23 protein-coding genes are annotated in these 23,411 nt (G+C 70.2%); 11 read left to right on the top strand and 12 right to left on the bottom strand.

Going from position 1 to position 23,411, the window contains the following annotated elements; genetic code table 11:
- Positions 1–10 precede the first annotated feature (10 nt).
- From Dsi01nite_RS54325 to Dsi01nite_RS54315, 3 genes are all read right to left on the bottom strand, one after another.
- Positions 11–778 carry a phosphotransferase gene (locus Dsi01nite_RS54325; RefSeq protein WP_203854389.1) on the bottom strand — a complete coding sequence of 256 codons (768 nt, stop codon included), beginning with the start codon at positions 776–778 and terminating at the stop codon, positions 11–13.
- Between the two features lie 196 nt (positions 779–974).
- Positions 975–1,505 (bottom strand): GNAT family N-acetyltransferase, encoded by a 531-nt coding sequence (locus tag Dsi01nite_RS54320; protein ID WP_203854388.1) that lies wholly within the window; start codon positions 1,503–1,505, stop codon positions 975–977.
- Positions 1,502–2,518, bottom strand: coding sequence for a hypothetical protein (locus Dsi01nite_RS54315; protein WP_203854387.1), 1,017 nt, complete (start codon positions 2,516–2,518; stop codon positions 1,502–1,504). The genes Dsi01nite_RS54320 and Dsi01nite_RS54315 overlap by 4 nt, the downstream gene beginning before the upstream one ends.
- Before the next feature lie 158 nt (positions 2,519–2,676).
- Here Dsi01nite_RS54315 and Dsi01nite_RS54310 point away from each other — a divergent pair, with 158 nt between their 5' ends.
- Positions 2,677–2,862, top strand: coding sequence for a hypothetical protein (locus tag Dsi01nite_RS54310; RefSeq protein WP_203854386.1), 186 nt, complete (start codon positions 2,677–2,679; stop codon positions 2,860–2,862).
- On the opposite strand, the gene Dsi01nite_RS54305 is transcribed toward Dsi01nite_RS54310, so the two are convergent.
- From Dsi01nite_RS54305 to Dsi01nite_RS54295, 3 genes are read right to left on the bottom strand one after another with little or no spacing between them, the layout of a single operon-like run.
- Positions 2,849–3,742 (bottom strand): hypothetical protein, encoded by an 894-nt coding sequence (locus Dsi01nite_RS54305; RefSeq protein WP_203854385.1) that lies wholly within the window; start codon positions 3,740–3,742, stop codon positions 2,849–2,851. The two genes, Dsi01nite_RS54310 and Dsi01nite_RS54305, sit on opposite strands and share 14 nt — an antisense overlap.
- Positions 3,743–3,764: 22 nt before the next feature.
- A complete protein-coding gene (locus tag Dsi01nite_RS54300; RefSeq protein WP_203854384.1) occupies positions 3,765–5,147 on the bottom strand; it encodes a class II fumarate hydratase in 1,383 nt (460 codons plus the stop codon).
- 30 nt (positions 5,148–5,177) lie between these two features.
- Entirely contained in the window at positions 5,178–8,075 is a 2,898-nt protein-coding gene (locus Dsi01nite_RS54295; protein ID WP_203854383.1) for an AfsR/SARP family transcriptional regulator, read from the bottom strand.
- Between the two features lie 384 nt (positions 8,076–8,459).
- Between Dsi01nite_RS54295 and Dsi01nite_RS54290 the strand changes: the two genes are divergently transcribed.
- Entirely contained in the window at positions 8,460–9,752 is a 1,293-nt protein-coding gene (locus Dsi01nite_RS54290; RefSeq protein ID WP_203854382.1) for an esterase-like activity of phytase family protein, read from the top strand.
- A 75-nt stretch (positions 9,753–9,827) separates the two neighbouring features.
- Positions 9,828–10,187 (top strand): hypothetical protein, encoded by a 360-nt coding sequence (locus tag Dsi01nite_RS54285; protein WP_203854381.1) that lies wholly within the window; start codon positions 9,828–9,830, stop codon positions 10,185–10,187.
- Between the two features lie 18 nt (positions 10,188–10,205).
- Here Dsi01nite_RS54285 and Dsi01nite_RS54280 read toward each other — a convergent pair whose 3' ends face one another.
- Positions 10,206–10,919, bottom strand: coding sequence for a hypothetical protein (locus Dsi01nite_RS54280; protein ID WP_203854380.1), 714 nt, complete (start codon positions 10,917–10,919; stop codon positions 10,206–10,208).
- Between the two features lies 1 nt (position 10,920).
- Positions 10,921–11,190 (bottom strand): type II toxin-antitoxin system TacA family antitoxin, encoded by a 270-nt coding sequence (locus tag Dsi01nite_RS54275; protein WP_203854379.1) that lies wholly within the window; start codon positions 11,188–11,190, stop codon positions 10,921–10,923.
- A gap of 928 nt (positions 11,191–12,118) precedes the next feature.
- Here Dsi01nite_RS54275 and Dsi01nite_RS54270 point away from each other — a divergent pair.
- A complete protein-coding gene (locus Dsi01nite_RS54270) occupies positions 12,119–13,450 on the top strand; it encodes an outer membrane protein assembly factor BamB family protein (RefSeq protein ID WP_203854378.1) in 1,332 nt (443 codons plus the stop codon).
- Here the strand turns inward: Dsi01nite_RS54270 and Dsi01nite_RS54265 are convergent.
- A complete protein-coding gene (locus tag Dsi01nite_RS54265; protein WP_203854377.1) occupies positions 13,447–13,998 on the bottom strand; it encodes a helix-turn-helix domain-containing protein in 552 nt (183 codons plus the stop codon). The two genes, Dsi01nite_RS54270 and Dsi01nite_RS54265, sit on opposite strands and share 4 nt — an antisense overlap.
- Before the next feature lie 85 nt (positions 13,999–14,083).
- Here Dsi01nite_RS54265 and Dsi01nite_RS54260 point away from each other — a divergent pair, with 85 nt between their 5' ends.
- The 3 genes from Dsi01nite_RS54260 (at position 14,084) to Dsi01nite_RS54250 (ending at position 16,882) form a co-directional block, all read left to right on the top strand.
- Positions 14,084–14,770, top strand: coding sequence for an AzlC family ABC transporter permease (locus tag Dsi01nite_RS54260; protein WP_239137188.1), 687 nt, complete (start codon positions 14,084–14,086; stop codon positions 14,768–14,770).
- Entirely contained in the window at positions 14,767–15,075 is a 309-nt protein-coding gene (locus tag Dsi01nite_RS54255; RefSeq protein WP_203854375.1) for an AzlD domain-containing protein, read from the top strand. Before Dsi01nite_RS54260 ends, Dsi01nite_RS54255 begins: the two co-directional genes overlap by 4 nt.
- A 178-nt stretch (positions 15,076–15,253) precedes the next feature.
- A complete protein-coding gene (locus tag Dsi01nite_RS54250; RefSeq protein ID WP_203854374.1) occupies positions 15,254–16,882 on the top strand; it encodes a fumarate hydratase in 1,629 nt (542 codons plus the stop codon).
- A 57-nt stretch (positions 16,883–16,939) separates the two neighbouring features.
- On the opposite strand, the gene Dsi01nite_RS54245 is transcribed toward Dsi01nite_RS54250, so the two are convergent.
- Entirely contained in the window at positions 16,940–17,431 is a 492-nt protein-coding gene (locus Dsi01nite_RS54245; RefSeq protein ID WP_239137186.1) for an Lrp/AsnC family transcriptional regulator, read from the bottom strand.
- 93 nt (positions 17,432–17,524) lie between these two features.
- On the opposite strand from Dsi01nite_RS54245, the gene hppD reads away from it, so the two are divergent.
- Genes hppD through hisC form a run of 4 tightly spaced genes read left to right on the top strand, consistent with a single transcriptional unit; the run spans position 17,525 to position 21,324 of the window.
- Positions 17,525–18,682 carry a 4-hydroxyphenylpyruvate dioxygenase gene (hppD, locus tag Dsi01nite_RS54240; protein WP_203854372.1) on the top strand — a complete coding sequence of 386 codons (1,158 nt, stop codon included), beginning with the start codon at positions 17,525–17,527 and terminating at the stop codon, positions 18,680–18,682.
- Positions 18,683–18,692: 10 nt separating this feature from the next.
- Complete coding sequence (locus Dsi01nite_RS54235; RefSeq protein ID WP_203854371.1) at positions 18,693–19,337, top strand: RDD family protein; 645 nt, start codon at positions 18,693–18,695, stop codon at positions 19,335–19,337.
- On the top strand, positions 19,334–20,290 hold the full coding sequence (locus Dsi01nite_RS54230) for an RDD family protein (RefSeq protein WP_203854370.1): 957 nt from the start codon (positions 19,334–19,336) through the stop codon (positions 20,288–20,290). Before Dsi01nite_RS54235 ends, Dsi01nite_RS54230 begins: the two co-directional genes overlap by 4 nt.
- Positions 20,287–21,324, top strand: a complete 1,038-nt coding sequence (gene hisC / locus Dsi01nite_RS54225; protein ID WP_203854369.1) for a histidinol-phosphate transaminase — start codon at positions 20,287–20,289, stop codon at positions 21,322–21,324. The genes Dsi01nite_RS54230 and hisC overlap by 4 nt, the downstream gene beginning before the upstream one ends.
- A gap of 62 nt (positions 21,325–21,386) precedes the next feature.
- On the opposite strand, the gene Dsi01nite_RS54220 is transcribed toward hisC, so the two are convergent.
- Entirely contained in the window at positions 21,387–21,890 is a 504-nt protein-coding gene (locus Dsi01nite_RS54220) for a DUF305 domain-containing protein (RefSeq protein WP_203854368.1), read from the bottom strand.
- Positions 21,891–21,991: 101 nt separating this feature from the next.
- On the bottom strand, positions 21,992–23,341 hold the full coding sequence (locus tag Dsi01nite_RS54215) for an outer membrane protein assembly factor BamB family protein (RefSeq protein ID WP_203854367.1): 1,350 nt from the start codon (positions 23,339–23,341) through the stop codon (positions 21,992–21,994).
- Positions 23,342–23,411 lie beyond the last annotated feature (70 nt).

Raw genomic sequence — 23,411 nt, 5'->3', positions numbered from 1 at the left:
GTCGCTTGGATCAATAGGTCAAGGCGAGTAGTTCGTCGATCACCGGCTCCGGACCGCCATAGGTGAGGTGCGCGATGGCGACCATCGGTGCGATCACCCGACTCCAGGCATACAGCCTGTCCCCATCGAGCCCGCACGCGGTCGCCACCAGCTGGCAACGGGCCTCGACACCCTCGTGTCCGGCACCGGCCACCACATAGTCGACGGCGTCGAAGCACGGATCGCCTACGCACGCCTTCGGATCGATCGCGACCAGACCCCGTGACGGGCCGCCGTCCAGGGCATTGCCAAGGTGCAGATCGCCGTGCAACAACACGAGCGTGGCCTGAGTGTCCAGCAACGTCTCACAGCGCCGTATCGACCGCTGCCAGGCGGCCTGGTCGATCCGTGCACCGATGGCCGGCTCGGACAGCCTCCGGCCGATACGGACGAAAGCCTCGTCACACCGACCGCGCAGATCCCACGGCCATTGCGCGGGCGGGGCCACAGCGTGAAGTGCGGCAAGCAACTCTCCCCACAGCTGCGGCAACGACGTAGCGGGCAGGCCTTCGGCCTCGGTGCCGGGTAGGACCTCCTCCAACACCATCGCCCCGGCCTGCGCATCGGTGGACAGTACGGCCGGCACCCGACCCGACGACGCGAACACGCGCAGCATCTCCACCTGCCTGGTCAACAGTGCCCGATCCGGACTGAGCTTGAGAACCGCCGGCGTTCCGTCGGGCCATTGACAGCGCATGACGAGCGATGAGGCGCCACTCTGGAACAGCTCACCGAGCACGAGTCCCCACCGGGAGGCCAGCTGCGCAGCGAGGGTCGGGACCTCAGCGAGCCACCCCTCGACCTCGGGACCAAATCGACCCACAAGCCGCGCGCTCACGTCTCCCATGTCCACTGCGGTAGTTTGCGCCTGAACTGCCGCGCACGTGTTGCGACGACGTACGGCCGTACGTACGGGACGTAGCCGGCCGGCGGGATCACAGCGGCGGGGGTGGGTCGGTGCGGAGGCGGCTGTACAGGTAGCCGTCGCGCCACTGGCCGGCGCGGAACTCGCAGGCTCTGACGATGCCCTCGAGCAGGAAGCCGGCCTTCTCCAGGGATTTCTGCTCGGCGATGTTCTCCGGGTGGGTGCCCGCCTGGATGCGCTGCACCGGTGAATGCGCGAACAGGTGGTCGCACAGCATGGCCTGGGCCCGCCAGCCAAGACCTCGGCCGCGCCACTGAGGGAGGAGGGCGATGCCGATCTCCCAGTAGCCGACGGGGCCGCCGTACCGGCCGGCGACGTAGCTCACGAATCCGGCGGCGACGCCGTCCGGCTCGACCTCGACCATGAGCCGCCCGTAGTCGGCGCCGAGGAAGCCGTCGTGGGCGAACTGCCGCGCCGGGCCGTGGGCGTCGCGGAAGCCGGCCCAGTCCAGGCCGATGAGCCCGGGCTCCGAGCCGAAGCGGCGGAACATGTCCAGGTCGGCCTCAAGGACCGGACGCAGGCGGATGGAGAGGTCGCTCATTCGGGCTGGGCAACCGCTAAGGGGGCAGCGGCCTCGACGGCCGGCCGGGTCAGCAGGTGACTGATCACCGCGAACACCAGCCCCAGCATCAGCGCCGCGAACGACAGCGACAGGTCCGTGTCAGCGGAGTTGATCGGCGGGTTGTCGGCCAGGGACGTCATGGCACCGCCGATGGCCGAGCCGATGATGTACAGCAACACGTACACCGGAATCAACGCCAAGGCGCACGCGACCAGCACCCCGAGCAGCCGCAGCGGCGGCACACCACGGGCGGCGGCGACCGCGGTGGCCGCGCCGGCCGGCAGGAACAGCAGGCCGAGCATGCCCGGCAGGCCGTACGTGGCGGTGGCGGGCCACGCGGCCAGTGCGGCGACGCCGGCGAACGGCACCATCCACACGATGCGGCCGAGCGGCAGCAGCGCGAGGGCGACGGCCGCGAACATGAGCACCAGGCCGACCTTGAGCAGCGAGAGGGCGTTCTCGACCTGGACCTGCTCCGCGTCGGTGACCGGCTCCTCCCACGGCGTCGTGATCAGCACCGTGGTCGCGGCGCACACGGCCGCGACGGTGGCTAAGAGATGCCCGGTGAACTCCGACCCGGGCTCGTCCGTCGACACGAACCGGGCCACGATGGCGATCACCACGAACCCGACGGCACCACCGATCGCCAGCTGGACGGCCGTCGTGCCGCCGCTCACGTCGAACCGGTCGAGCGCCAGGTCGACCCCGATCCACACGACGGTTCCGACCGCGGCGGCCAGGATGCCGCGGACGTTCGCCCGGCAGACGAGGACCACGCCGACGAAGGCCAGCAGGATCGCGAGCTGGCGGATGTCGCGCGGCCAGTACGTGTTGTTGCTGCCGATCTCCGGGTACTGATCACCGGTCGCCGGGTCGGTCCAGAACCCGTCGGGCTGCATGTACGGCTGGTAGATCGCCAGGCTCACCGCCCAGATCACGGCGGCCACAACCCCACTGAGCGCTCCGAGCACGATCCGCCAACTGGTCCCCATCGCTGCATCCTGATACCTGTCCGCCCGCAGCGGAACCCCCGCTGGCGTGACGGCGGTAGAATGAAGTCGCTCGAAGGAACAACTCAATCGGTCGGATCGCTTTTCATCGCGCCCTTCGAGCGGGGCGGCCAGGTGAAGGGGGGTTACGAGGTGGAGTTGTGTTGTCGTTGCACTGGGCACTCCTTGCTGCTGGCCTGCCTTCGGCCTTCCTCACGATCCGCTACGCGTTGTCGCTGGTCTTCGCGTTCGTCGTCTACCTGCGCGACGGCCGGGAAGCGCTGAAGGACGTGCAGCCGATCATCGATGCCGGCAAAGGCCCGCGGCGCCTGATCAGCCGGCGGTGAGCAAGTCGCTGAACTGCTGCCGCAGGGCGAGCAGGCCGAGGTCGGTCCGGCCCGTCGCCTGCCGGATGAACGACGGCAACGGCCACTGCGCGAGGTACCCGAACCTCGCCGCGTAGATGCCGACCGACTGCAGGGCGTACCGGTCGGAGTAGTCCAACAGGGCGTACCCGAGCAGCTGATACACGTCGGTGGCGGCGAGCGTCGGCGACCGGGTTCCGTCCAGCCGTGGCTTCCCACCACAGCCGGCCTTGACGTCGATGAGCAGCCCCGCCACGACCAGGTCACCGTCAGCCGCAAGAGGCCCGTCGAACGTCGGCCCGGCGTGCACCTCACCGGCCTCCAACCGCGGCAACAAACACGTCCGGGCGAGATCACGCATCGCCACAAGGTCCGCCACTTCGTCATCGTTGGCGAGCGCCAACAGCTCCGCCGCCCCACTCCCCTGCGGCAACGTGAACAGCCGCGACCCGGTGACCAGCGGACTGCGGTACCGCTCCACGAGCAGCGCCAGGGCGTAGCAGGTCCTCGCCCACCACTCGTCCGGCCGGCCCGCGTGCAACGCCGGCTCGAAGATCGTCGGCCGGCGCGGGCACAGCTCCGCGAGCAGCGCCCGCCCCGCCGCGGTGAACCCGCTCGGCGGCCCCCACAGCCCCTTGGCCGGCAGCTCGAGCGACACCCGCTCGCCGACCAGCATCCGCAGCCAGTAGTCGATCGCCGCGCCCTGGGTACCGAGCGCGACCGCCGCCGGCGGCGTGACCACGATGTCGGCGGCGGCGTCCCGGACGGTCTGCTGCAACGGCGCCAGGTGCGGAAACGTGGTCCGCATCCACCGCCCGACCGGGTTGTCGGACCGCTGCACCGCAACCGTGAGGCTCACCATGCGACGCAGCCTACGAGCGACGTCAGGGGTGGGTCATGGACAGCAGGTCGAGGGCCTCGTCGAGCTGCTCCTCCGTCAACGTCCCCTTGTCCAGATGCCCCCGGGCGACGACGACCTCGCGGATCGTGTGACCCGTGGCGAGAGCCTCCTTGGCGACCGCGGCGGCCTCGTCATAGCCGAGGTACTTGTTCAACGGGGTGACGATCGACGGGGAGCCGGCGGCGTACGAGTGCAGCACCTCCACGTTCGCCTCCAGCCCGTCCACGCACCGGGCGGCGAACAGGCGCGAGACGTTGGCCAGCAGCCGGATCGACTCGAGGAGGTTGCGGGCGATCACCGGCAGCATCACGTTGAGCTCGAAGTCCCCCTGCGACCCGGCGAAGGCGATCGCCGCGTCGTTGCCGATGACCTGCGCGACGACCTGGCGCACCGCCTCGGGCACGACCGGGTTGACCTTCCCCGGCATGATCGACGAGCCCGGCTGCAGGTCCGGCAGCCGCAGCTCGCGCAGCCCGGCCCGCGGGCCCGAGCCCATCCACCGGATGTCGTTGGCGATCTTGTACAGGCCGACCGCGATCGTCCGCAGCTGCCCGGATGCCTCCACGAGCGCGTCGCGGGCGCCCTGCGCCTCGAAGTGGTTACGCGCCTCCGTCAACGGCAAACCCGTCGAGGACGCCAGGGCGGCGATCACCGACGCGGAGAACGCCGGGGGCGTGTTGATACCGGTGCCGACCGCGGTCCCGCCGAGCGGCAGTTCGCAGACCCGGGGCAGCACGGACGAGACCCGGTCGATCCCGTAACGGACCTGCGCCGCGTATCCGGAGAACTCCTGCCCGAGCGTCACCGGCGTCGCATCCATGAGGTGCGTCCGCCCGGCTTTCACCACCGAAGCAAAGGAGTCCGATTTATCCGACAAAGCCGAAGCCAATGCGGAGAGTGCCGGAATCAGTGAGAAGGAAAGCGCCGCGGCGGCGGCGATATGTATCGATGTAGGGAACACGTCATTCGAGGACTGCGACGCATTCACGTGGTCGTTCGGATGCACCGGCCGGCCCAGCAGCCGCTCGGCGAGGGAAGCGATCACCTCGTTGGCGTTCATGTTCGACGATGTGCCCGATCCCGTCTGGAACACGTCGATCGGGAAATGCTCGTCGTGCACCCCGGAGGCCACGTCGTCCGCGGCGGCCGAAATCGCCGCGGCCACGTCGACGGGCAGCACGCCCAGCGACCCGTTCACCGTGGCCGCCGCGCTCTTGATCTGCGCCAGGGCCCTGATGTGCGCGGACTCCAGGCGCCCGCCGGAGATCGGGAAGTTCGCCACCGCCCGTTGCGTCTGCGCCCGCCACAGCGCTTCGGCCGGGACGCGGACCTCGCCCATCGTGTCGTGCTCCACGCGAAATTCCATACCTGGAAGCTTGCCCCGCGGAGCCGGTCCTCAACGAGTCAGCGCGCTCAGATCACACGCGCCGAGCTCCTCGAAGAGCGTGACGGCCTGGTCGAAGCGCCCGAGGCCGGCCAGGGCGCGGGCCTGCTCATACCGGTCGCCGATCCGGACCGTCTTGGCCAGGGCCTCCTCGTTGAGCTGGCGCGCCTCCTCGTCCAGGCCGAGCGCCCGGAGCGTGATCGCGAGGTCGTTGGCGGTGAGGCACTGGCCGGACACGTCGGCGACCTGCTCCATCAGCGAGCGTGCGGCCCGCTGGCAGGCCACCGCGTCGGCGAGGCGGCCCTGCAGCCGGTGTGCGGTGCCGAGCTTGCTGAGCGTCTCGGCTGAGCCGTACTGATTGACCGAATGCTGCTTGAGCACCAGCGCGCGGCGCAGCATGGCGGTGGCGACCGTGAGGTGGCCCAGGTGCAGGTGGACCAGGCCGAGCTCGCCGAGCATGATCCCGAACGCGCGCAGGCCGCCCATGCGCCGGGCGACGGCGAGGGCGCGGCGGTTCGCGCCGAGGGCCTGCTGGTAGTTGCCGGCCTGGGTGTGCACCTGGCCGATAGTGCTGTTGATCTTGAACTGGAGACTGGCGGGGGCCTCGTCCATCCGCAGCGCGGCGGCAGCCTCGGCGGCGGCGATCGCCTCGGCGTACTGCCCGAGCCTGCTGTGCAACATCGCGCTGTTGGTGAGGGCGGTGCCGACGAGGCGCGGGATGCCTTCGCGTTCGGCGATCGTGGCGACCAGCCGCAGCGTCGCCAGGGCCTCCGCCATGCGGCCCATCCGGAAGTACACGGCGGCGAGGTAGTTGCGGGACTCCGCCTCCAGCTCCGGGCTCGGCAGGGTGCGGGCGGCGGCGATCGCGCGTTCGTACAGGTCCAGCTGCGCCTCGCCGTAGCCGAACCCGAACAGGAACGGCGACACCGCCCTGGTCATCAGGCAGATCTGCCGGTGCCGGCCGAGGTCGGAGGCGAGCCGGGCGGCGCCGAGCACGTTGGCCAGCTCGCGTTCCAGCCAGCGCCTGGCCTCCGCGACGTCGCTGAACTCGCGCGCGGTCGGCGGCGGCACGTCCAGCCGCAGCACCGCCCGCGTGTCGGCCAGCTCCAGGAACGTGTTCGCGCTCGCGACGCTGTGCAGGTAGTGATCGAGGAGCCGGTCGACCGCCGCGTCGCCGCCGACCGCGAGCTGCGCCGCGTAGTCGCGCAGCAGGTCGTGCAGCCGGTACCGGCCGGCCGCGGGCGCCTCGACCAGGTGCACGTCGACGAGCTCCTCGAGCAGGTCCTCCGCCTCGGTGACCGGCAGTTCCGCCATCGCGGCGGCCGCCGCCGGCTCGAAGTCGCCGGCCGGGTGCAGGCCGAGAAACCCGAAGAACCGTTGCAGGTGCACTGGTAGCTGCTGGTAGGACAGTGCGAACGCGGCGGCCAGGGTACGGCCATCGACCGCGAGCTCCGGCAACCGCCGGTCGGCGCCGCGCAGCCGGCGGGCCAGGTCCGCGACGGTCCAGCTGGGCCGGTGCTGCAGCCGCGCCCCGGCCAGCCGCACCGCGAGCGGCAGCCGGCCGCAGAGTTCGACGACCTCGGTCGTGCAGGCCCGATCGGCGAGGGCGCGGCCGCCGACGGTACGTTCGAACAGCTCGATGCCCTCCGCGAGCGGCAGCACGCCCAGCGACACGGGCTGCACACCGTCGAGCCCGCCGAGCCGGCGCCGGCTGGTGATGATGACGCCGGTGTGTGCCGTGCCGGGCAGCAGCGGCAGCACCTGCGCCGAGTCGAGGGCGTTGTCGAGCAGCACGAACACCCGCCGGTCGGCCAGCTCGGTCCGCCACAGCACGGCCCGGTCCTCCGATACGGCCGGCACGCCCTCCGGGGGTACCCCCAACTGCCGCAACAACGCACCCAGCGCCTCGCCGGGATCGAGCGGCGCGCGGTCGCTGTGGCCACGGAGGTCCAGGTAGAGCTGCCCGTCGGGGAACCGCGCCGAGACCGCGTGCGCGGCCCGGACGGCGAGGGTGGTCTTGCCGGTGCCGGCCATCCCGTCGATGGCGAGCACGGCGTGCCGCTCGTCGCTGAGCGCGGCGACGATCCGGGCGAACGCGTCGGCCCGGCCGGCGAAGTCCGCGACGTCGCGGGGCAGGCAGCGGGCCGCCCGGCGCGGCTCGTCCCGCGGCTCGGCCGTGGTGAGCAGCAGCGTCACGTCGCCGTTGAGGATCCGCCGGTGCAGCTCGACCAGCTCGGCGCCGGGCTCGATGCCGAGCTCCTCGGCGAGCATGGCCCGGCCGCGGCGGAACACGGCAAGGGCGTCGGCGCGCCGGCCGGTGCGGGCGAGCGCGGTCATCAGATGACCCCGGAACTGCTCGTGGTGCGGATACCGCTCGACCAGGTCGGCGACCTCGGCCAGGATCTCCTCGGCCGCGCCGAGCCGCAGCTCCAGGTCCAGGCACAACGACGTCGCCGCGGTCCACTGCTCCTCGAGGTGCGCCGCGGAGGCGCGGACCGCGTCGGAGTCGACGTCGGCGAGGGGCCGGCCCCGCCACAGCCCGAGCGCGGCCCGCAACTCGTCGCGGGCGGCGGGCAGGTCACCGTCGGCGGCCGCGGCCCGGCCACGCTCGATCCGGGTGGCGAACAGCGCGGAGTCGAGCTCGTCCGGGCTGACCTTGATGCGGTACCCGGACGGCTCGGTGATCACGAGTTCCTCGGGCAGCCCGACCCGGCGCAGCAGCTGGCGGAGCCGGGAGACGCAGCTGTGCACCTGCGCCCGGGCGGTCGTCGGCGGGTTGGTGTCCCACAGCGCCGAGATGACCTGCTGGAACGGCACCAGCTGACCCTCGCGCAGGAGCAGCAGAGCGAGGAGGATCCGTTCGCGGGGCGCGGCAACCGTGATTTCGGTAACCGGTGTGCGGATCTGCACCGGTCCCAAGATCGAAAACCTGGTCGAATTGCGCATAACCACCCTCTGTGCGGCGCCTGCCTCCCCTCGAAGCTGCACGCGGTATGGCTCGATGGTAGTCAAATGAGAGCGGCGAAAGAGCAGCGCCGTGGAGTCTTTTTCATGGAACGACATGCGCGTGCCGGAATGCGTCCAGGTCTTGCAGGGGCTCTACTCAGAACCCACCCCAAGGGCTACTCAAGCCCTACTCCTGCTTTGCTCTGGACGAACGGGGATATTTCGGCCATGCGGACGAATTCAACTATTTAGGGGTCGCGCCCAACGACGTGTGCGACCCCCAAATTTTGTGTATGGAACACGCTGCGGCTACACACCGTTCGGCCGCCTCGCCGAACGTCCGGCGGTATGGCTAACCTGCTCCGCGCCGTCCCCGTCCTGGCGCTTACCGCCGCCGCCGCGCTTGCCGCCACTCCGGCCGCCGCTTCGAGCGGCGGCTCCGACCTCTCCGGCAGGGTCACGTCGACTTCGACCCTCCCGTCGATCCCGCTGGGCCGGCTCGGCGTCGCCGACGACCGCGGCGTCAACCTCGGCGGCATCGGCAGCGACATCTTCCCGACCGGCCGCCCCGGCGAGTACTGGACGATCACCGACCGCGGCCCCAACGGCCAGATCACCATCGGCACCGAGAAGCGCCGGACGTTCCCGACGCCCGACTTCAACCCGACGATCGTGAAGGTCCTCGCCACCCGCGGCGTGCTCAAGGTCGAGCAGACCATCCCGCTGACCACTGTTGGTGGAAAGCCCGTCACCGGCCTGCCGAACCAGCTGCCGCACGACGAGCAGCCCTACACGTACAACGCCTCGACCCCGCTGCAGATCAACCCGAACGGCCTGGACACCGAGGGCATCGTCCGCGCCGCCGACGGCACCTTCTGGCTCGTCGACGAATACGGCCCCTCCCTCGTCCACGTCTCCTCCCGCGGCCGGGTGCTGGCCCGGTACACGCCGCACGGCCTCAACCTGACCGGCACCGACTACCCGGTCATCGAGGCCTTCCCCGCCATCTACGCCTCCCGCAAGGTCAACCGCGGCTTCGAGGGCCTCGGCCTCCTGCCCGGCGGCGACCTGGTCATCGGCCTGCAGAGCCCCCTCCTCGTGCCGACCAAGGCCGCCGGCGAGGCCTCACTCACCAGCCGCCTGCTGCGCTTCAACCCCCGCACCGGCAAGGTCACCGCCGAGTACGCCTACCAGTTCGCCCCCGTCTCCGTCGTCGACCCCAACCAGACCAATCCGGCCGAACTGAAGATCTCCTCGATCGTCGGCATCGGCCCGAACACCGTCCTCGTCCAGGAACGCACCGACCAGGCCGCCCGCCTGTACCTCGCCGACCTGCGCAAGGCCACCAACCTCCTCGGCGGCCGCTACGACGACCCGGCCACCTCTCCCTCCCTGGAGCAGGACGCGTCCGCGGTGACCGTCGCCCCGAAGGTGCTGGTCCTGGACCTGAACACGGTCCCCGGCACGCAGAAGAAGATCGAGGGGGTCGCGGTGGTCAACCCGTGGACGATCGCCCTGATCAACGACAACGACTTCGGCATGTCGGACGGCCCGGCCGCCTTCGACGCCAACGGCCGCCTGGTCGACAGCGGCATCAAGACCACCCTGGTCACCGTGCAGCTCGGCCGCCCACTCCACTGACCGTCCTCCACGCCGGCGGGCCGCCCACTCCGGACGGCCCGCCGCGCCCGTATACGAGCTGTATACGCTGGCGGCATGGGCGAGGAGACCTTTGAGGTGCAGCAGGCCGCCGCCGACTTCGCCACCGGCCGAGTGGAACTCCAGCTCGTCGATGACCCTGGTGCAGCAGCGGAGATCCTGACTCAGCTGCCGCCCGCCGGCGCACCCGTCACCGTCGTGCGCCCCATCCGGCTGCCGCATGAGGTCGACGCCGCCGTGAGACGCCTCGCCGAGCAGCAGGGCACCACGCCGTCGGCGCTCATCCGGCGCTGGGTCGAGGCCGCGATCGTCGACAACACCACCCCGGACCCGGTCACCGAGCTGCGCTACCTGAGCGCCGCGGTGCAACGGATTGCGGAGACGCTCGACTCAACCCGGACACGAGACGCCACCTGAGGGTGATGCCTCTTCGAGTCAGTCGGTAGCGAACGGGTCGCGGCCGAGGGCCGTTCTGATGGCTTCGCGGAGCGAGGCCATCGTCGTGGGGTGGGCGGATGCGCTGTCCGCGTGGTGCTCGAGCTGGCGAGCGATTGCCCGCAGTTCATCTGACGACACGACGACGGAAGCCGCCTCGCCGTGAGGTGTCGACAGGACGAGGCCGGCCAGCCCTCCTTGAGCGCTCACGGTTACCAGGCCGGTGCTCAGCGCCCGCTTGGCCGTCTCAACCTTCATCACCAACCGCAGTGGATCACCCTTGATGGGCTGGAAGCCGCGGCGCTGGTAGTACATCGCCACCTGACTGTTGATCGCGTCAACCACGATCAGCCGACCGCCGGCGACGGTGGCCGCCTTGGTGATGACCTCGATGGCGTCCAGAAGAAGATCATCGCTGAGCTGCTGGCCCTGCAGCGATCGGTCCAGGGCAAAACGGGTCAGCAGGTAGGCAGGGACGATGTTGAAGCCACCCGCCTGACCGCCGGTCAACCCGGCCCGTTCGACCTGGGTCGGTGCGATCGAGTAGTAGGCCACGACGTCATCGGCGCCTTCCGGCGTCCACACGTAGGTGCGCGACGTGCCTGCGAGTTGAGCGCGGCGAGCGTGTTCGATCAGCCAGACGTTGAGCGACGGCTCACCACAATCGAACTTGTCGAGCTGGTGCTGGTCTTTCAACCGGCTGGAAAGGAACACCTCACGCCCGCCTGAAGCGTCTGGGTCTGTTCGCGATCTCGGTGAGTGCCGGGGCGTCGTCCGGCTCGTCGAGCGACGCGATGAGCAGGTCGAACTGTTCCGCCGGCATGATCGTCCGGTGCGCCCGGGCCAGCACCTTCTCCGCCTCTGCGCGCGCTGACCGCACGACGAACGCCGACACGGGTTCGCCGAGCAGTTCGGCCGCTTCAGTGATGCGCGACTTGCTCGTCTCGTCTGCTCGCACCTCGATGCGCTCAGTCTTTGCGCTCATCCGACACCCCGTCTGCCACCTACGTGTCACTTCACTGTACGGCGAATGTACGGCACCGCCAAGCCGGATATCCCGGCCCTGCCACCGACCCGCACCGCTTGAGCGCTGCATCGCAGTGGACTGCGGCGGCGCTCGGCTCGACCCGAGCGCGAGAAGCGGCGATGGCCAGAAACCCTCGTATGCCGCTAATCGTAAATGGCAGACATGCGAGTCTGTTCAAATCGCGCAGGGCGGCGCAGGTCGACTCGTCCTGAACACGGCGAACTTCAGTGCGGCCTGAATCCGGCCGACCAAATCAGAAGGATAAGCACCCAGGTCGCCGGAAGATCGGTTCCGTCGAATTTCCAGCAGACAACGTAAACTTCAGCGCGGACTGAATCAACGGGTCATGTTTTGCCTGGTGGACGGCACTTGGAGACAGGGCAGCGCAGCGCCGTTCGGAGGTATCGTCGGCGCTATTCAAACGCAGAAGCGGCCGCTTCGACGCTGCATCCCCAGCCCTTCTCGTAGAAAGCGTCACGCGCATGACACAACGCAATCCCAGCACGGATGATCTCTCGCGCCGTGAAAGCGGTTCGCCCGTCCCAGCGCTCCCATTGTCATGGCTGGTGATCCTCAGTTTGGCCGCCCTCGCGGGTGGCGTCGTCTGGCATGAGGCACATGCCGCAGGCACCACCATCGGGACGTTCTTCGGAACCGCTGTCGCACTTCGGGCGCTCCTTGAAGTGCGACGGCCTTGATCTCACCCGGCAGCGCCGGCCGAGCCGCCAGCTCCGCGCCTGGCGGCTCACGGCCGGCTCGCAGATCTCCCGTAACCGGGTGATCCGAGGAACCGGGTGACCCGGGGAACCGGGCGGGTGAAATATCCGCGACACGGGCGTATCGGGCGATCCCACGCAGTATCATCCCGCGCCGCTACGGTGGGCGGGTGGCTAGGGGAGCGGTCCGCAACTTCGAGACGGCGCTCGGCGCGATCGGTGTGCTGGCGCTCATCATCACGGCGATTCTCGTCACCGGCTGGAACCCGCTGCCCAAGATGTCCGGGGACATCACCGACTGGTGGGAGAAGGTGGCGTCCAGCAGCGGGAAGTTGTCCGAGCCCGAGACGCTGTGGGCGGACCGGGTCGGTGGGCAGCCGTCGGCGGCCGTGATCGCCGGGGACGCGGTCGTCGTGCAGATGCGCGGGACGATCGAGGCGCGCGGCCTGCGGAGCGGGACCGAGCTGTGGACCAAGGAGGCCGACTGGGCCGCTGCCGCCGGGGACGGCCCGAACCTGGTCGTGGTCGTCGGGCGGCGGAGCAAGGGCCTGGAGGCGGTCGACCCCGCCAACGGGACGGCGAAGTGGAAGGACCCGGACGCGATCGGGGCGTGGACGTATCGGGACTCGGTGCTGGCGCTGAGCTGTGGCGGGCTGTCGGACTGCACGTTGACGGCCCGCGCACCCAAGGACGGCGCGCAGATCTGGAAGCTGCAGCTGCCCGGGATCGGCCGGGTGCTCGCCGGCGCCAACAACGATCTGCTCGGCACGCGGCTGCTGTCCGGGACCTTTGACGACGCGGTCGAGGCGATGCCCGGGTCGGTGCCGGCGATGCTCGGGTTTCCCATTGATCAGCGGGTGCAGGTGGTCGACACGCTCACGGGGAAGCGGTTGCGTACCGAAGAGCCGACGACGAGCAGCCGGATCGTGGTCGTCGGTGGGCGGGTGCTGGTCTCGACCGCGTCGCCGAAGGACGGGAACTGCCGCTACAGCCTCGAGGCACGCGACGGTGCCACGGGCAAGGTGGTCTGGAAGAAGGACGGGTACGACCTGCGCACCTCCTCCGGCGCCGGCTGTGAGCAGCGGCGGGACCCGGCCGGTGCGGACACCGTGATCGCGGCGACGCGGGGGGACAACCGCGAGGTGTTCCTGTCGCCGCGGGACGGGCGGGAGCTGTTCGTCGGTGGTCCCGGGGACACGCTCGTCGCGGCCGACAGCCAGTACGGGCTGATCCGCGGCCCGGACAAGAAGTCGCTGCAGGTGATCAACCTGACCACGGGCAAGACCGCGTGGAACAAGGAGATCACCGCGAAGGCGGACGTGGCGATCACCCGCTATGCGGTGCTGGTCAACGATCCGGGAGCGGGGACGCTCAAGGCGTACAAGCCGGACAGCGGGAACCAGATCCTGGACGCGAAGACGACGTCCGATGTGCTCGGCATCGGGCCCGACGGGCTGATGATCTCGCGGGGCCGCACGATCGGGTTCCTCCCCTTCACCTAGCGGTGCTCCATCACGAGGGTGAAGGACGTGCCGGGGGTCAGGGCCTCGTAGACGTGCGGGACGTCGCCGGGGAACGAGCAGTAGTCGTGGACCTCCAGGTCGACGGTCGCGTCGGCGGGGCCGACCCGCAGGCGGCCGCTCATCAGGACCACGTGCTCGACGGTGCCGGGCAGGTGCGCGTCGGCCTTGCGGGGGCCGCCCATGCCGACGCGCATCACGTACAGGTCGCGCTTGGCGCCGGGCGGGCAGGTGGCGAGCAGCGTGCCGCCGAAGTCGGCCTGCTCGGCCTGGACCGACGGGCCCTCGCCGGCGCGGATCACCCGCGGGGCGGTCGGCGCGGGCGGCTCGACCAGGCGGCTGAACGGCACGTTGAGCGCCACGGCCAAGGCCCACAGGGTCTCGATGTTGGGGTTGCCGGCGCCGGACTCCAGCTGGTGCAGGGTCGACTTGGCGATGCCGGCGCGCTTCGCGACCTCGCTCAGGGACAGCTTCTCGCGGTCCCGCTCGCGGCGCAGTGCGGCGGCGATGAACTCCAGCGGCGCACCCATGACGGCCCCCGTTCGGTGTATCGAACGAAATATTCGGCTTGACGAACGACCCGTAGCAAGTCCAGCATAACGAACTATGCGTTCGATGTCCCGAACGGCTCTGACGAAGGACCCCATGGTCCGTGACGTCGGGGCCCTGTGTGCCGCCGCGGTGGTGGTCGGCCTGTCGTTCGGCGCGATCGCCACCGCCGCCGGCCTGCCGCTCAGCCAGATCGTGGTCATGTCCGCGTTCGTCTACGCCGGTGGCGCCCAGTTCCTCGCCGTCGGCCTGGTCTCCGCGGGCGGGACGGCCCTCGCGATCATCCTGGCCGGGCTGCTGCTCAACGCCAGGCACCTGCCGTTCGGCCTGGCGATCGGCAACGAGACCCTCGGCGAGGCGCGCTGGCGGCGGATCATCGGCAGCCACATCCTCACCGACGAGTCCGTCGCGTTCGCCCTCGCCCAGGACGACCCGGCCCGGCGCCGCCGCGCGTACTGGCTCACCGGCGCGGCCCTCTACATCACCTGGAACATCTCCTCGACCCTTGGCGCGATCGCCGGCAGCGCGCTCGGCGACCCCGACCGCTACGGCATCGACGCGGCGTTCCCGGCCGCCCTGCTCGCGCTGACGTTGCCGTCATTGAAGGACAAGGTGTCGGTACGGGTGGCGATCGGCGGCGCGGCCGTCGCGCTGGTCGCGACGCCGTTCCTGCCCGCCGGGCTGCCGGTGCTCCTCGCGCTGCTGGGACTGGCGTTCGCGCTGCCCGTACCGTCGCGGAAGAAGGCGAAATGAGCTGGATCGCGATCATCGTGCTCGGCGTCGGCACCTACGCACTGCGCTTCGCCGGGCCCGTCCTGCGCAGCCGGATCACCGTCTCCCCCGCGGTCGGCCGATACCTGACCCTGGCGGCGATCGCGCTGCTGGCGGCGCTCATCGGCACCGCGGCCCTGCTCAACGGCACCGAGTTCGTCGGGATCGCCCGGCCGGCCGGGGTCGCCGTCGGCGCCGTGCTCGCCTGGCGGAAGCTGCCGTTCGTCGTGGTCGTGGTCGCCGCCGCACTCACCGCCGCCCTGCTCAGGCTGGCCGGAATCCAGTAACCAAGGCCTGTATCGAAGTGGGGGTCGGTGCGAGGCGAGGCTCAGGCGTCGGCTGGGGCCGCGCCGGGCGCGCCTGGATACCGGGGTTGTATCCAGGTGTGACCGGCGTGGGTCCAGGCGGCGTCTGAGTCCGCCGCAGCCCGGCCACCACTTCGATACAGGCCTTAGAGTCGGGGGCATGCCAGAGTTCGCGTTCTCGCCGCTGCTGCCGCTCGGACCCGACACCACCGAATACCGGCTGGTCACCAGCGACGGGATCGGCCGCGACGGGCGGTTCCTCACCGTCAGCCCCGAGGCGCTGACACTCCTCACCGACGAGGCGATGCACGACATCGCGCACTTCCTGCGCCCCGCGCACCTCGCCCAGCTCCGCGCCATCATCGACGACCCCCTGGCGTCGCCGAACGACCGGTTCGTCGCCCTCGACCTGCTCCGCAACGCCAACATCGCCGCCGGCGGCGTCCTGCCCATGTGCCAGGACACTGGCACCGCGATCGTCATGGGCAAGCGCGGCCGCTTCGTCCTCACCGACGGCCAGGACGAGCAGGCCATCGCGCGCGGGGTGTTCGACGCGTACACCCGCCTCAACCTGCGTTACTCCCAGCTGGCCCCGCTGACCATGTGGGACGAGAAGAACACCGGGTCCAACCTGCCCGCGCAGATCGAGCTGTACGCGGAAGGCGACGACGCCTACAAGTTCCTCTTCATGGCCAAGGGCGGCGGTTCGGCCAACAAGAGCTACCTGTACCAGGAGACGAAGGCCCTGCTCAATCCCACCCGGATGATGCAGTTCCTGGAGGAGAAGCTCCGCCTGATCGGCACCGCCGCGTGCCCGCCCTACCACCTGGCGGTCGTCATCGGCGGCACGTCCGGCGAGCACGCCCTGAAGACCGCGAAGCTCGCGTCGGCGAAGTACCTCGACACCCTGCCGACGTCGGGCTCGCCCACCGGCCACGGCTTCCGCGACGTCGAGCTGGAGGCGGAGGTGCTGCAGCTGACCCGCGAGTTCGGGATCGGCGCGCAGTTCGGCGGCCGGTACTTCTGCCACGACGTCCGGGTCGTGCGCCTCCCCCGCCACGGCGCGTCCTGCCCGGTGGCGATCGCCGTCTCGTGCTCCGCGGACCGTCAGGCGGTCGGGAAGATCACCGCTGAAGGGGTCTGGCTGGAGCAACTGGAGCGGGACCCGGCCCGGTTCCTGCCCGACGTGACGGACGAGCACCTCGACGACGACGTGGTGTCCGTCGACCTGAACCGCCCGATGGCCGAGATCCGGGCGCAGCTGTCCGCGCTGCCGGTGAAGACGCGGCTCTCGTTGACGGGACCGTTGGTGGTCGCCCGCGACATCGCGCACGCGAAGATCGCCGAGCGGCTGGACGCCGGCGAGCCGATGCCGGCGTACCTGCGCGATCACGCGGTCTATTACGCGGGTCCGGCGAAGACGCCGGCCGGGTACGCGTCCGGCTCGTTCGGCCCGACGACCGCCGGCCGGATGGACGCGTACGTGGCGAAGTTCCAGGCCGCGGGCGGTTCCCTCGTCATGCTGGCGAAGGGGAACCGGTCGAAGCAGGTCACCGAGGCGTGCAACAGCTACGGCGGGTTCTACCTCGGCTCGATCGGCGGCCCGGCGGCGCGGCTGGCCCAGGACTGCATCAAGCACGTCGAGGTCATCGAGTATCCGGAGCTCGGCATGGAAGCCGTCTGGAAGATCGACGTGGTGGACTTCCCGGCCTTCATCGTCGTGGACGACAAGGGCAACGACTTCTTCGCCGAGGTCACCAAGCCCGTCCTCACCGTCGGCCGCCGCTAACACCACCTCATGATCCGGAAGACCTCGACCACCCCTGGGTACACGAGGTCTTCTGGATCACGGGGAAGAGCGGGCGGCGGCGGTGACCAGGGGCAGGGTTCGGTGGGGGATCTGCTCGGCGAGGGCGATGATCGTCGAGGAGCGCTCGATCCCGTCGAAGCCCATCACCCGGTCGATCACCCGCTGCAGGTCGGTGTTCGAGCGCGCCACGATCCGGCACATCAGGTCCCCGGACCCCGTGATCGTGTGCGCCTCCAGGACCTCCGGGATCTCCGCCAGGTGGGCGGCGACCGGGTCGTGCCCGAAGCGCTGCCGGATCTCCAGCGTCACGAACGCCGTCACCCCGTAGCCCAGCGCCGCCGGGTCGATCTCCGGGCCGTACCCCCTGATCACCCCGCGCTCCGTCAGCCGGTCGAGCCGCGCCTGCACCGTGCCGCGGGCGACGTGCAGGCGGCGGGAGCACTCCAGCACGCCGATCCGCGGTTCCGCCGCCAGCAGGCCGATCAGCCGCGCGTCCAACACGTCGATCGGATTGGGCAACTTGTCCACCCGTACCCCCGAAAACCTCGACAATATGAGCAACCTGACCATGCAGAATAGCGTTCCTTGCCCAGCTGCGGCGCGAGCGGCGAGGCTGAGCGTATGACCCGCGCTATCGAAGACGTCAACGAGCTCATCGGTGCTGTCGAGCACGACGTGTCGCATGACCCGTTCCCGCTGACGGGGCTCGATCACGTCCGGTTCTACGTCGGGAACGCCAAGCAGGCCGCGCACTACTACTCGACGGCGTTCGGGATGACGCTCGTCGCGTACCGCGGGCCCGAGCAGGGGTATCGCGACCACGCGGAGTACGTGCTGAGGTCCGGCTCGGCGACGTTCGTCCTCGCCGGTGGGGTGCACCGGCAGGCGGCGGCGACGCAGCACTACGAGCGGCACGGCGACGGTATCGCCGACATCGCGCTCGAGGTGCCGGACGTCGACACCGCCTACGCGCACGCGCTGCGGCAGGGCGCGACGAGCGTCGAGGCCCCGCACGACGAAGAGGACGAGCACGGCGTCATCAGGATCGCGGCGATCGCGACGTACGGCGAGACCCGCCACACGCTGATCGACCGCTCCCGGTACAGCGGCCCGTTCCGGCCCGGGTTCGTGCCGAGGCAGCCGATCGTGACCCCGCCGACGAAGCGGTTCTTCCAGGCCGTCGACCACGTGGTGGGCAACGTGGAGCTGGGCCGCATGGACGAGTGGGTCGAGTTCTACCGCCGGGTCATGGGGTTCACGAACATGGCCGAGTTCGTCGGGGACGACATCGCCACCGAATACTCGGCGCTGATGAGCAAGGTCGTCGCCAGCGGCACCCGCAAGGTGAAGTTCCCGCTCAACGAGCCGGCCGTGTCGCGCAAGAAGTCGCAGATCGACGAGTATCTGGAGTTCTACGGCGGGCCGGGCGCGCAGCACATCGCGCTGGCCACCGGTGACATCCTGCGGACCGTCGACCTGATGCGGGCCGCCGGGGTGGAGTTCCTGATCACGCCCGACTCGTACTACGACGACCCGGAGCTGCGGGCCCGCATCGGCCGGGTCCGGGTGCCGATCGAGGACCTGAAGGCGCGCGGCATCCTGGTGGACCGCGACGAGGACGGGTACCTGTTGCAGATCTTCACCAAGCCCGTCCAGGACCGCCCGACCGTCTTCTTCGAGCTGATCGAGCGGCACGGTTCCCTCGGCTTCGGCAAGGGCAACTTCAAGGCCCTCTTCGAGGCAATCGAGCGGGAACAGGAACGTCGCGGGAACCTGTAACACTGTCGGGGTGACGTACCCCCAACAACAGCCGCAGCACAACCCATATGCGCAGCCCAGTTACCCGCAGAACGCGTACGGCGTGCCGGCGCAGGCCTACTACGGGCCTCCGCCGGTGCCGCTGGCGCCCAACGGTCAGCCGCTCGCCGGGTTCGGCCTGCGGCTCGGTGCGTACCTCATCGACGGCGCCGTCTTCATCGTGGTGTCGATGGCGGTCATGATCCCGGCGGTGCTCGGCATGGTCGCCTGGGTCACGGCGCTGGCCGCCGATGTGGAGACCGACCCCGAGACCGGGCAGATCATCAGCTCACCCGACACGTCGCTGTTCGTCCTCCCGCTGATCATCGGATATTTCGCGATCATCGTGATCATGGTCGGGCTGAACTACCTGTACCACGTCGAGCTGTACCCGAGCCGCCGCGGTGTCACACTGGGCAAGCGGGCACTCGGCCTGGACCTGCTCCGGCTCGACGACCCGGGTGCGCCGATCACCCGCGGCGTGGCAGGAAAGCGCTGGCTGGCACAGTACGTCGGCGGGATCATCATTCCGTTCTTCAACTGGATCGACGGGCTGTGGCAGCTGTGGGACAAACCGTTCCAGCAGTGCCTGCACGACAAGTTCGCCCAGACGGTTGTGGTAAAGGTCAACAGGTGACAGCTCCAGGTTGGTACAAGGATCCCGTCGATCAGGCCGTCCAGCGGTACTGGGACGGTGAAGGCTGGCTCGGCGAGCCCATCCCAGCCGACGAGGTCCCGCCGGAAGGCCCCCCAGCCGTCGCGCCGCCAGCACCCGTCGAGGCTCCGACGGCCCCGCACCTGGGCGCGGTCATCCTCCCGCCCGGCACGCCCGTGCCGCCCGGCGGCTTCCCGCCCGGCCAGCTGCCACCCGGCGCGATCGTGCTGCCGCCCGGCGCGCCGCTGCCGCCAGGGGTGCACCCGCAGGGCACGCTGCCGCCCGGCGGGTACCCGTCCGGCGCGGTCCAGGTGCTGCTACCGCCGCAGGCCATCGCCGCCGGGCAGGCCCTCGCCACGGCCATGCCGCACGGCCGGCGGGTCGCCGGCCTCGGCGCCCGGCTGCTCGCCCGGCTGGTCGACATCGCCGCGCTGCTGCTGCTCAACACGCTGGTCACCGGCTACTTCATCTACCAGTACCTGCGCGAGATGTCCCCGGTCTTCCAGGAGACCTGGGACCGCATCCGGGCCAACGAGTCGACCAGTGACATCGTGCAGCCGGACCGGGCCGGGCCGCTGCAGATCGTGATCCTGCTGCTGATCGCCGCGCTCTGGTTCGCATATGAGGTGCCCTCCATCGCCAGCAGCGGCCAGACGCTCGGCAAGCGCCTGCTGAAGATCAAGGTCATGCGGCTGGAGAGCGAGGAGCCGATCGGCTTCGGCCGCGCCATCCGCCGGTGGAACCCGCTCGGCCTGTCGGTGCTGCTGTGGACCTGCGGCGTCGGCTTCCTGCTGCAGTTCCTCGACAGCCTCTCGCCGGTGATCGACTGGCCGCTGCACCGCGCCTTCCACGACCGTTCGGCCGGCACCGTCGTGGTGCAGGACGTCCCGTCGCCGTCACAGCCGATTTCAGATTCCTCCGGAGACCAGTCATGACCCGCCTCACCCGCGCAGACCTCGACGCCCTGCCCGCCTACGTCGCCGGCCGCACCGTGCCCGGCGCGATCAAGCTGGCCAGCAACGAGGTCCCCTACGGCCCGCTGCCCGGCGTCGTCGACGCGGTCGCCGCCTCGATCACCGGCGCCCACCGGTACCCGGACCCGGGCGCCACCGCGCTGCGCGCCGCCCTGAGCGACCGCCTCGGCGTCGACCCGGACCGCATCGCCACCGGCTGCGGCTCCGTCGCGCTCACCGAGCACCTGTTCCGCACCACCTGCCTCCCCGGCGACGAGGCCATCTACGCGTGGCGCTCGTTCGAGGCGTACCCGATCATCGCCGCGACCAGCGGCGCGACCAGCGTCCGCGTGCCGAACACCGGCACGCACGGCCACGACCTTCCGGCCATGGCCGCCGCGATCACGGACAAGACCCGCCTGGTCATCGTCTGCAACCCCAACAACCCGACCGGCACCGCGGTGGGGAAAGCCGAGCTCGACGCGTTCCTGGACGCCGTGCCGCCGACGGTCCTGGTCGCCCTCGACGAGGCGTACCGCGAGTTCGTCACCGACCCCGACGTGCCGGACGGCATCGCCACGTACGGCGACCGCCCGAACGTCGTCGTCCTGCGCACCCTGTCCAAGGCGTGGGGCCTGGCCGGCCTGCGGGTCGGCTACCTCGTCGGCTCACCCGAGGTCGCGGCCGCCGTGCGCAAGGTCGTCACCCCGTTCTCCACCTCCGCGACGGCGCAGGCCGCGGCCCTCGCCGCCCTGCAGGCGTCCGACGAGATGCAGCGCCGGGTCGACCTCATCACCGCCGAGCGGGAGCGGGTCGTTTCCGCCGTTCGCAAGGTGTACCCCGACGTCCCCGACACGCAGTCCAACTTCTTCTGGCTCCCCCTCGGCGACGCCGCCACCGACTTCGCCGCGAAGTGCGAGGAGTCCGGCGTCATCGTCCGCGCCTTCGCCGGCGACGGCGTCCGCGTCACGATCAGCTCCCCGGGCGAGAACGACGCCTTCCTCGACTGCGTTTAGGGATCCATCGCGATCCGGGAGGCTCTGGGGCACCCCAGGCCTTCCGGACCATGAGCGGCGGCCTACGGGAGCTTGTCGAGCAGGGCCTTCATCTCGGCGATCTCGGCGGTCTGGCTGGTCACGATCGCGCCGGCGAGCTGCTTCACCGCCGAGCCCTGGGACTGCGCCGTCGTGGCGGTCTCGACCGCGCCCTCGTGGTGCTTGATCATCAGGGTCAGGAACAGCTTGTCGAACGCGGGACCGGTCGCCGCGCCCAGCTGGTGCAACTCGGTGTCGGTCAGCATGCCGGGCATCCCGCCCATGTCGCCCGAGTCGTGGTGCATCGCGCCCGGGCTCGGGACCGGCTCGCCCCAGGCCATGAGCCAGCCCGACATCGTCGCGATCTCCGGCTCCTGCTCCTTGCGGATCTTCGCCGCCAGGGCCTTGACCTCGGCGCTCGACGCATGGGTGGCGGCGAGCGTGGTCATGTCGACCGCCTGCTGGTGGTGCGGGATCATGTCGGTGGCGAACTGCACGTCCGTCGCGTTGAACGGCCCGGTGGAGATCGGCCCGGAAGCGGTGGCCACGACGGAAGCGGAGCCGACCGGCGGGGCATGACCGTGGTCACTCTCCCCGCTACAGCCCGCGACGAGAGCGACCAGCACCAGCGCGACCGCCGAAGAGCGCATCAGCCGATACCCACGAGCACGACGGTGTTCATGCTGAAGTAGTACTTGTCGTCGATCTCCGACGCGTTGGTGGTGTGCAGGCGCTCGATCACGAGGTAGCCGCCGTGCAGGTACAGCTCGCTGAACACGAACCGGTCCTCCGGGCGGATGCGCAGTTCGGTGCTGGAGGTGACCGCGCCGGTGATCAGGTTCAGGACCAGGAGCTGGTAGTCCTTGTTGATCAGGTAGACGTTGCGCTGGTCGGCGCCGATCAGGGTGCCGGCGACCTCGGACATCCACTGGCGCTGGCCGGTGGTGCGGGAGAACGCCCAGATGTAGCCGCCGACGACCTGCTCGGCGAGGACGTCGCCGACGACCACGACCTTGTCCTTGTCGGGGATGAGCTCCGACTTGACGATGTGGTCGGCGCCGAGGGCCCAGTACGTCGGGGTGACGCTGCCGACGCCGGACGCCGCGTCGGCGTAGCTGACCACGTCGCCGGTCGGGGCGGCCTTGAACAGGACGCAGCCGGAGCGGCCGAGCTGGCAGGACGTCGGCTCGAGGAACCAGTTGGTGACGTTGTCGGGGCCGATCGACGCGCCCGGCGGGCGCCAGGTGGTGAGCAGGGTGCCGGTGCCGGCGTCGTAGACCTCCAGCGTCGCGGGCTTCGCGCAGGTGTCCTTCACGAAATACGCGTCGAGGCCGGTCCAGTCGACGGCGTGGCAGCCGGGGGTGGCGGCGAAGGAGTGGGTCCAGCGGACCTTGCCGTCGGCCGGGTCGATGGCCTGCGCGACGTCCTTGCCGGTGGCGATGACGATCGGCTGGTGGTCCACGGAGGAGGTGGTGACGAACAGGTCCTCCGGGGAGTACATGGTCTTCGCGCCGGTGCGGCGGCCCTTGAACGTCTCGCCGTCGGCGGGGTCGATGCGGACCTGCCAGACGATGTCGCCCTTCTCCGCGTCGAGGGCGACGATCTCACCGTCGGACCACTTGGTCACCACGACGGAGAGGCCGACGCCGCTGGCGGGCTTCTCGACCGCGACGATCGAGACGACCTCGGCGGGCCAGCGCCGATACGCCCAGTGCGGCGTCATCTCGCGCTGCGCGGTCACGGGCGTGTCGGCGAAGACGCGCCGCTGCTCGGTGTAGACGCGCAGCCGGCCCTCGACGATCAGCGGCGCGGAGGGCAGCTCCGCGTACTGGATCGACTGGATGGGCTCGGGCGACGGCACCGGCTTGTTGGCCCGGCTGACGGTCTCCGCCGGCTTCAGGGTCCGGTACGCCGTGACGCCCATCGCCGCGAGCACCAGGATCGCGAGGATCGCAGTGAGGACCCGGCGCAAGGACCGGGGCCAGTTTCGTGGACGCACGCTGAATCGCCGCCCCGCACGACCCGTCCCCATAACCACCTCCGCCGGGCACCATACCCGGCTTAAGTCG

The sequence above is a fragment of the Dactylosporangium siamense genome, from assembly GCF_016862795.1.
Taxonomy (GTDB): domain Bacteria; phylum Actinomycetota; class Actinomycetes; order Mycobacteriales; family Micromonosporaceae; genus Dactylosporangium; species Dactylosporangium siamense.
This window is presented reverse-complemented; position numbering and strand designations above follow the sequence as displayed.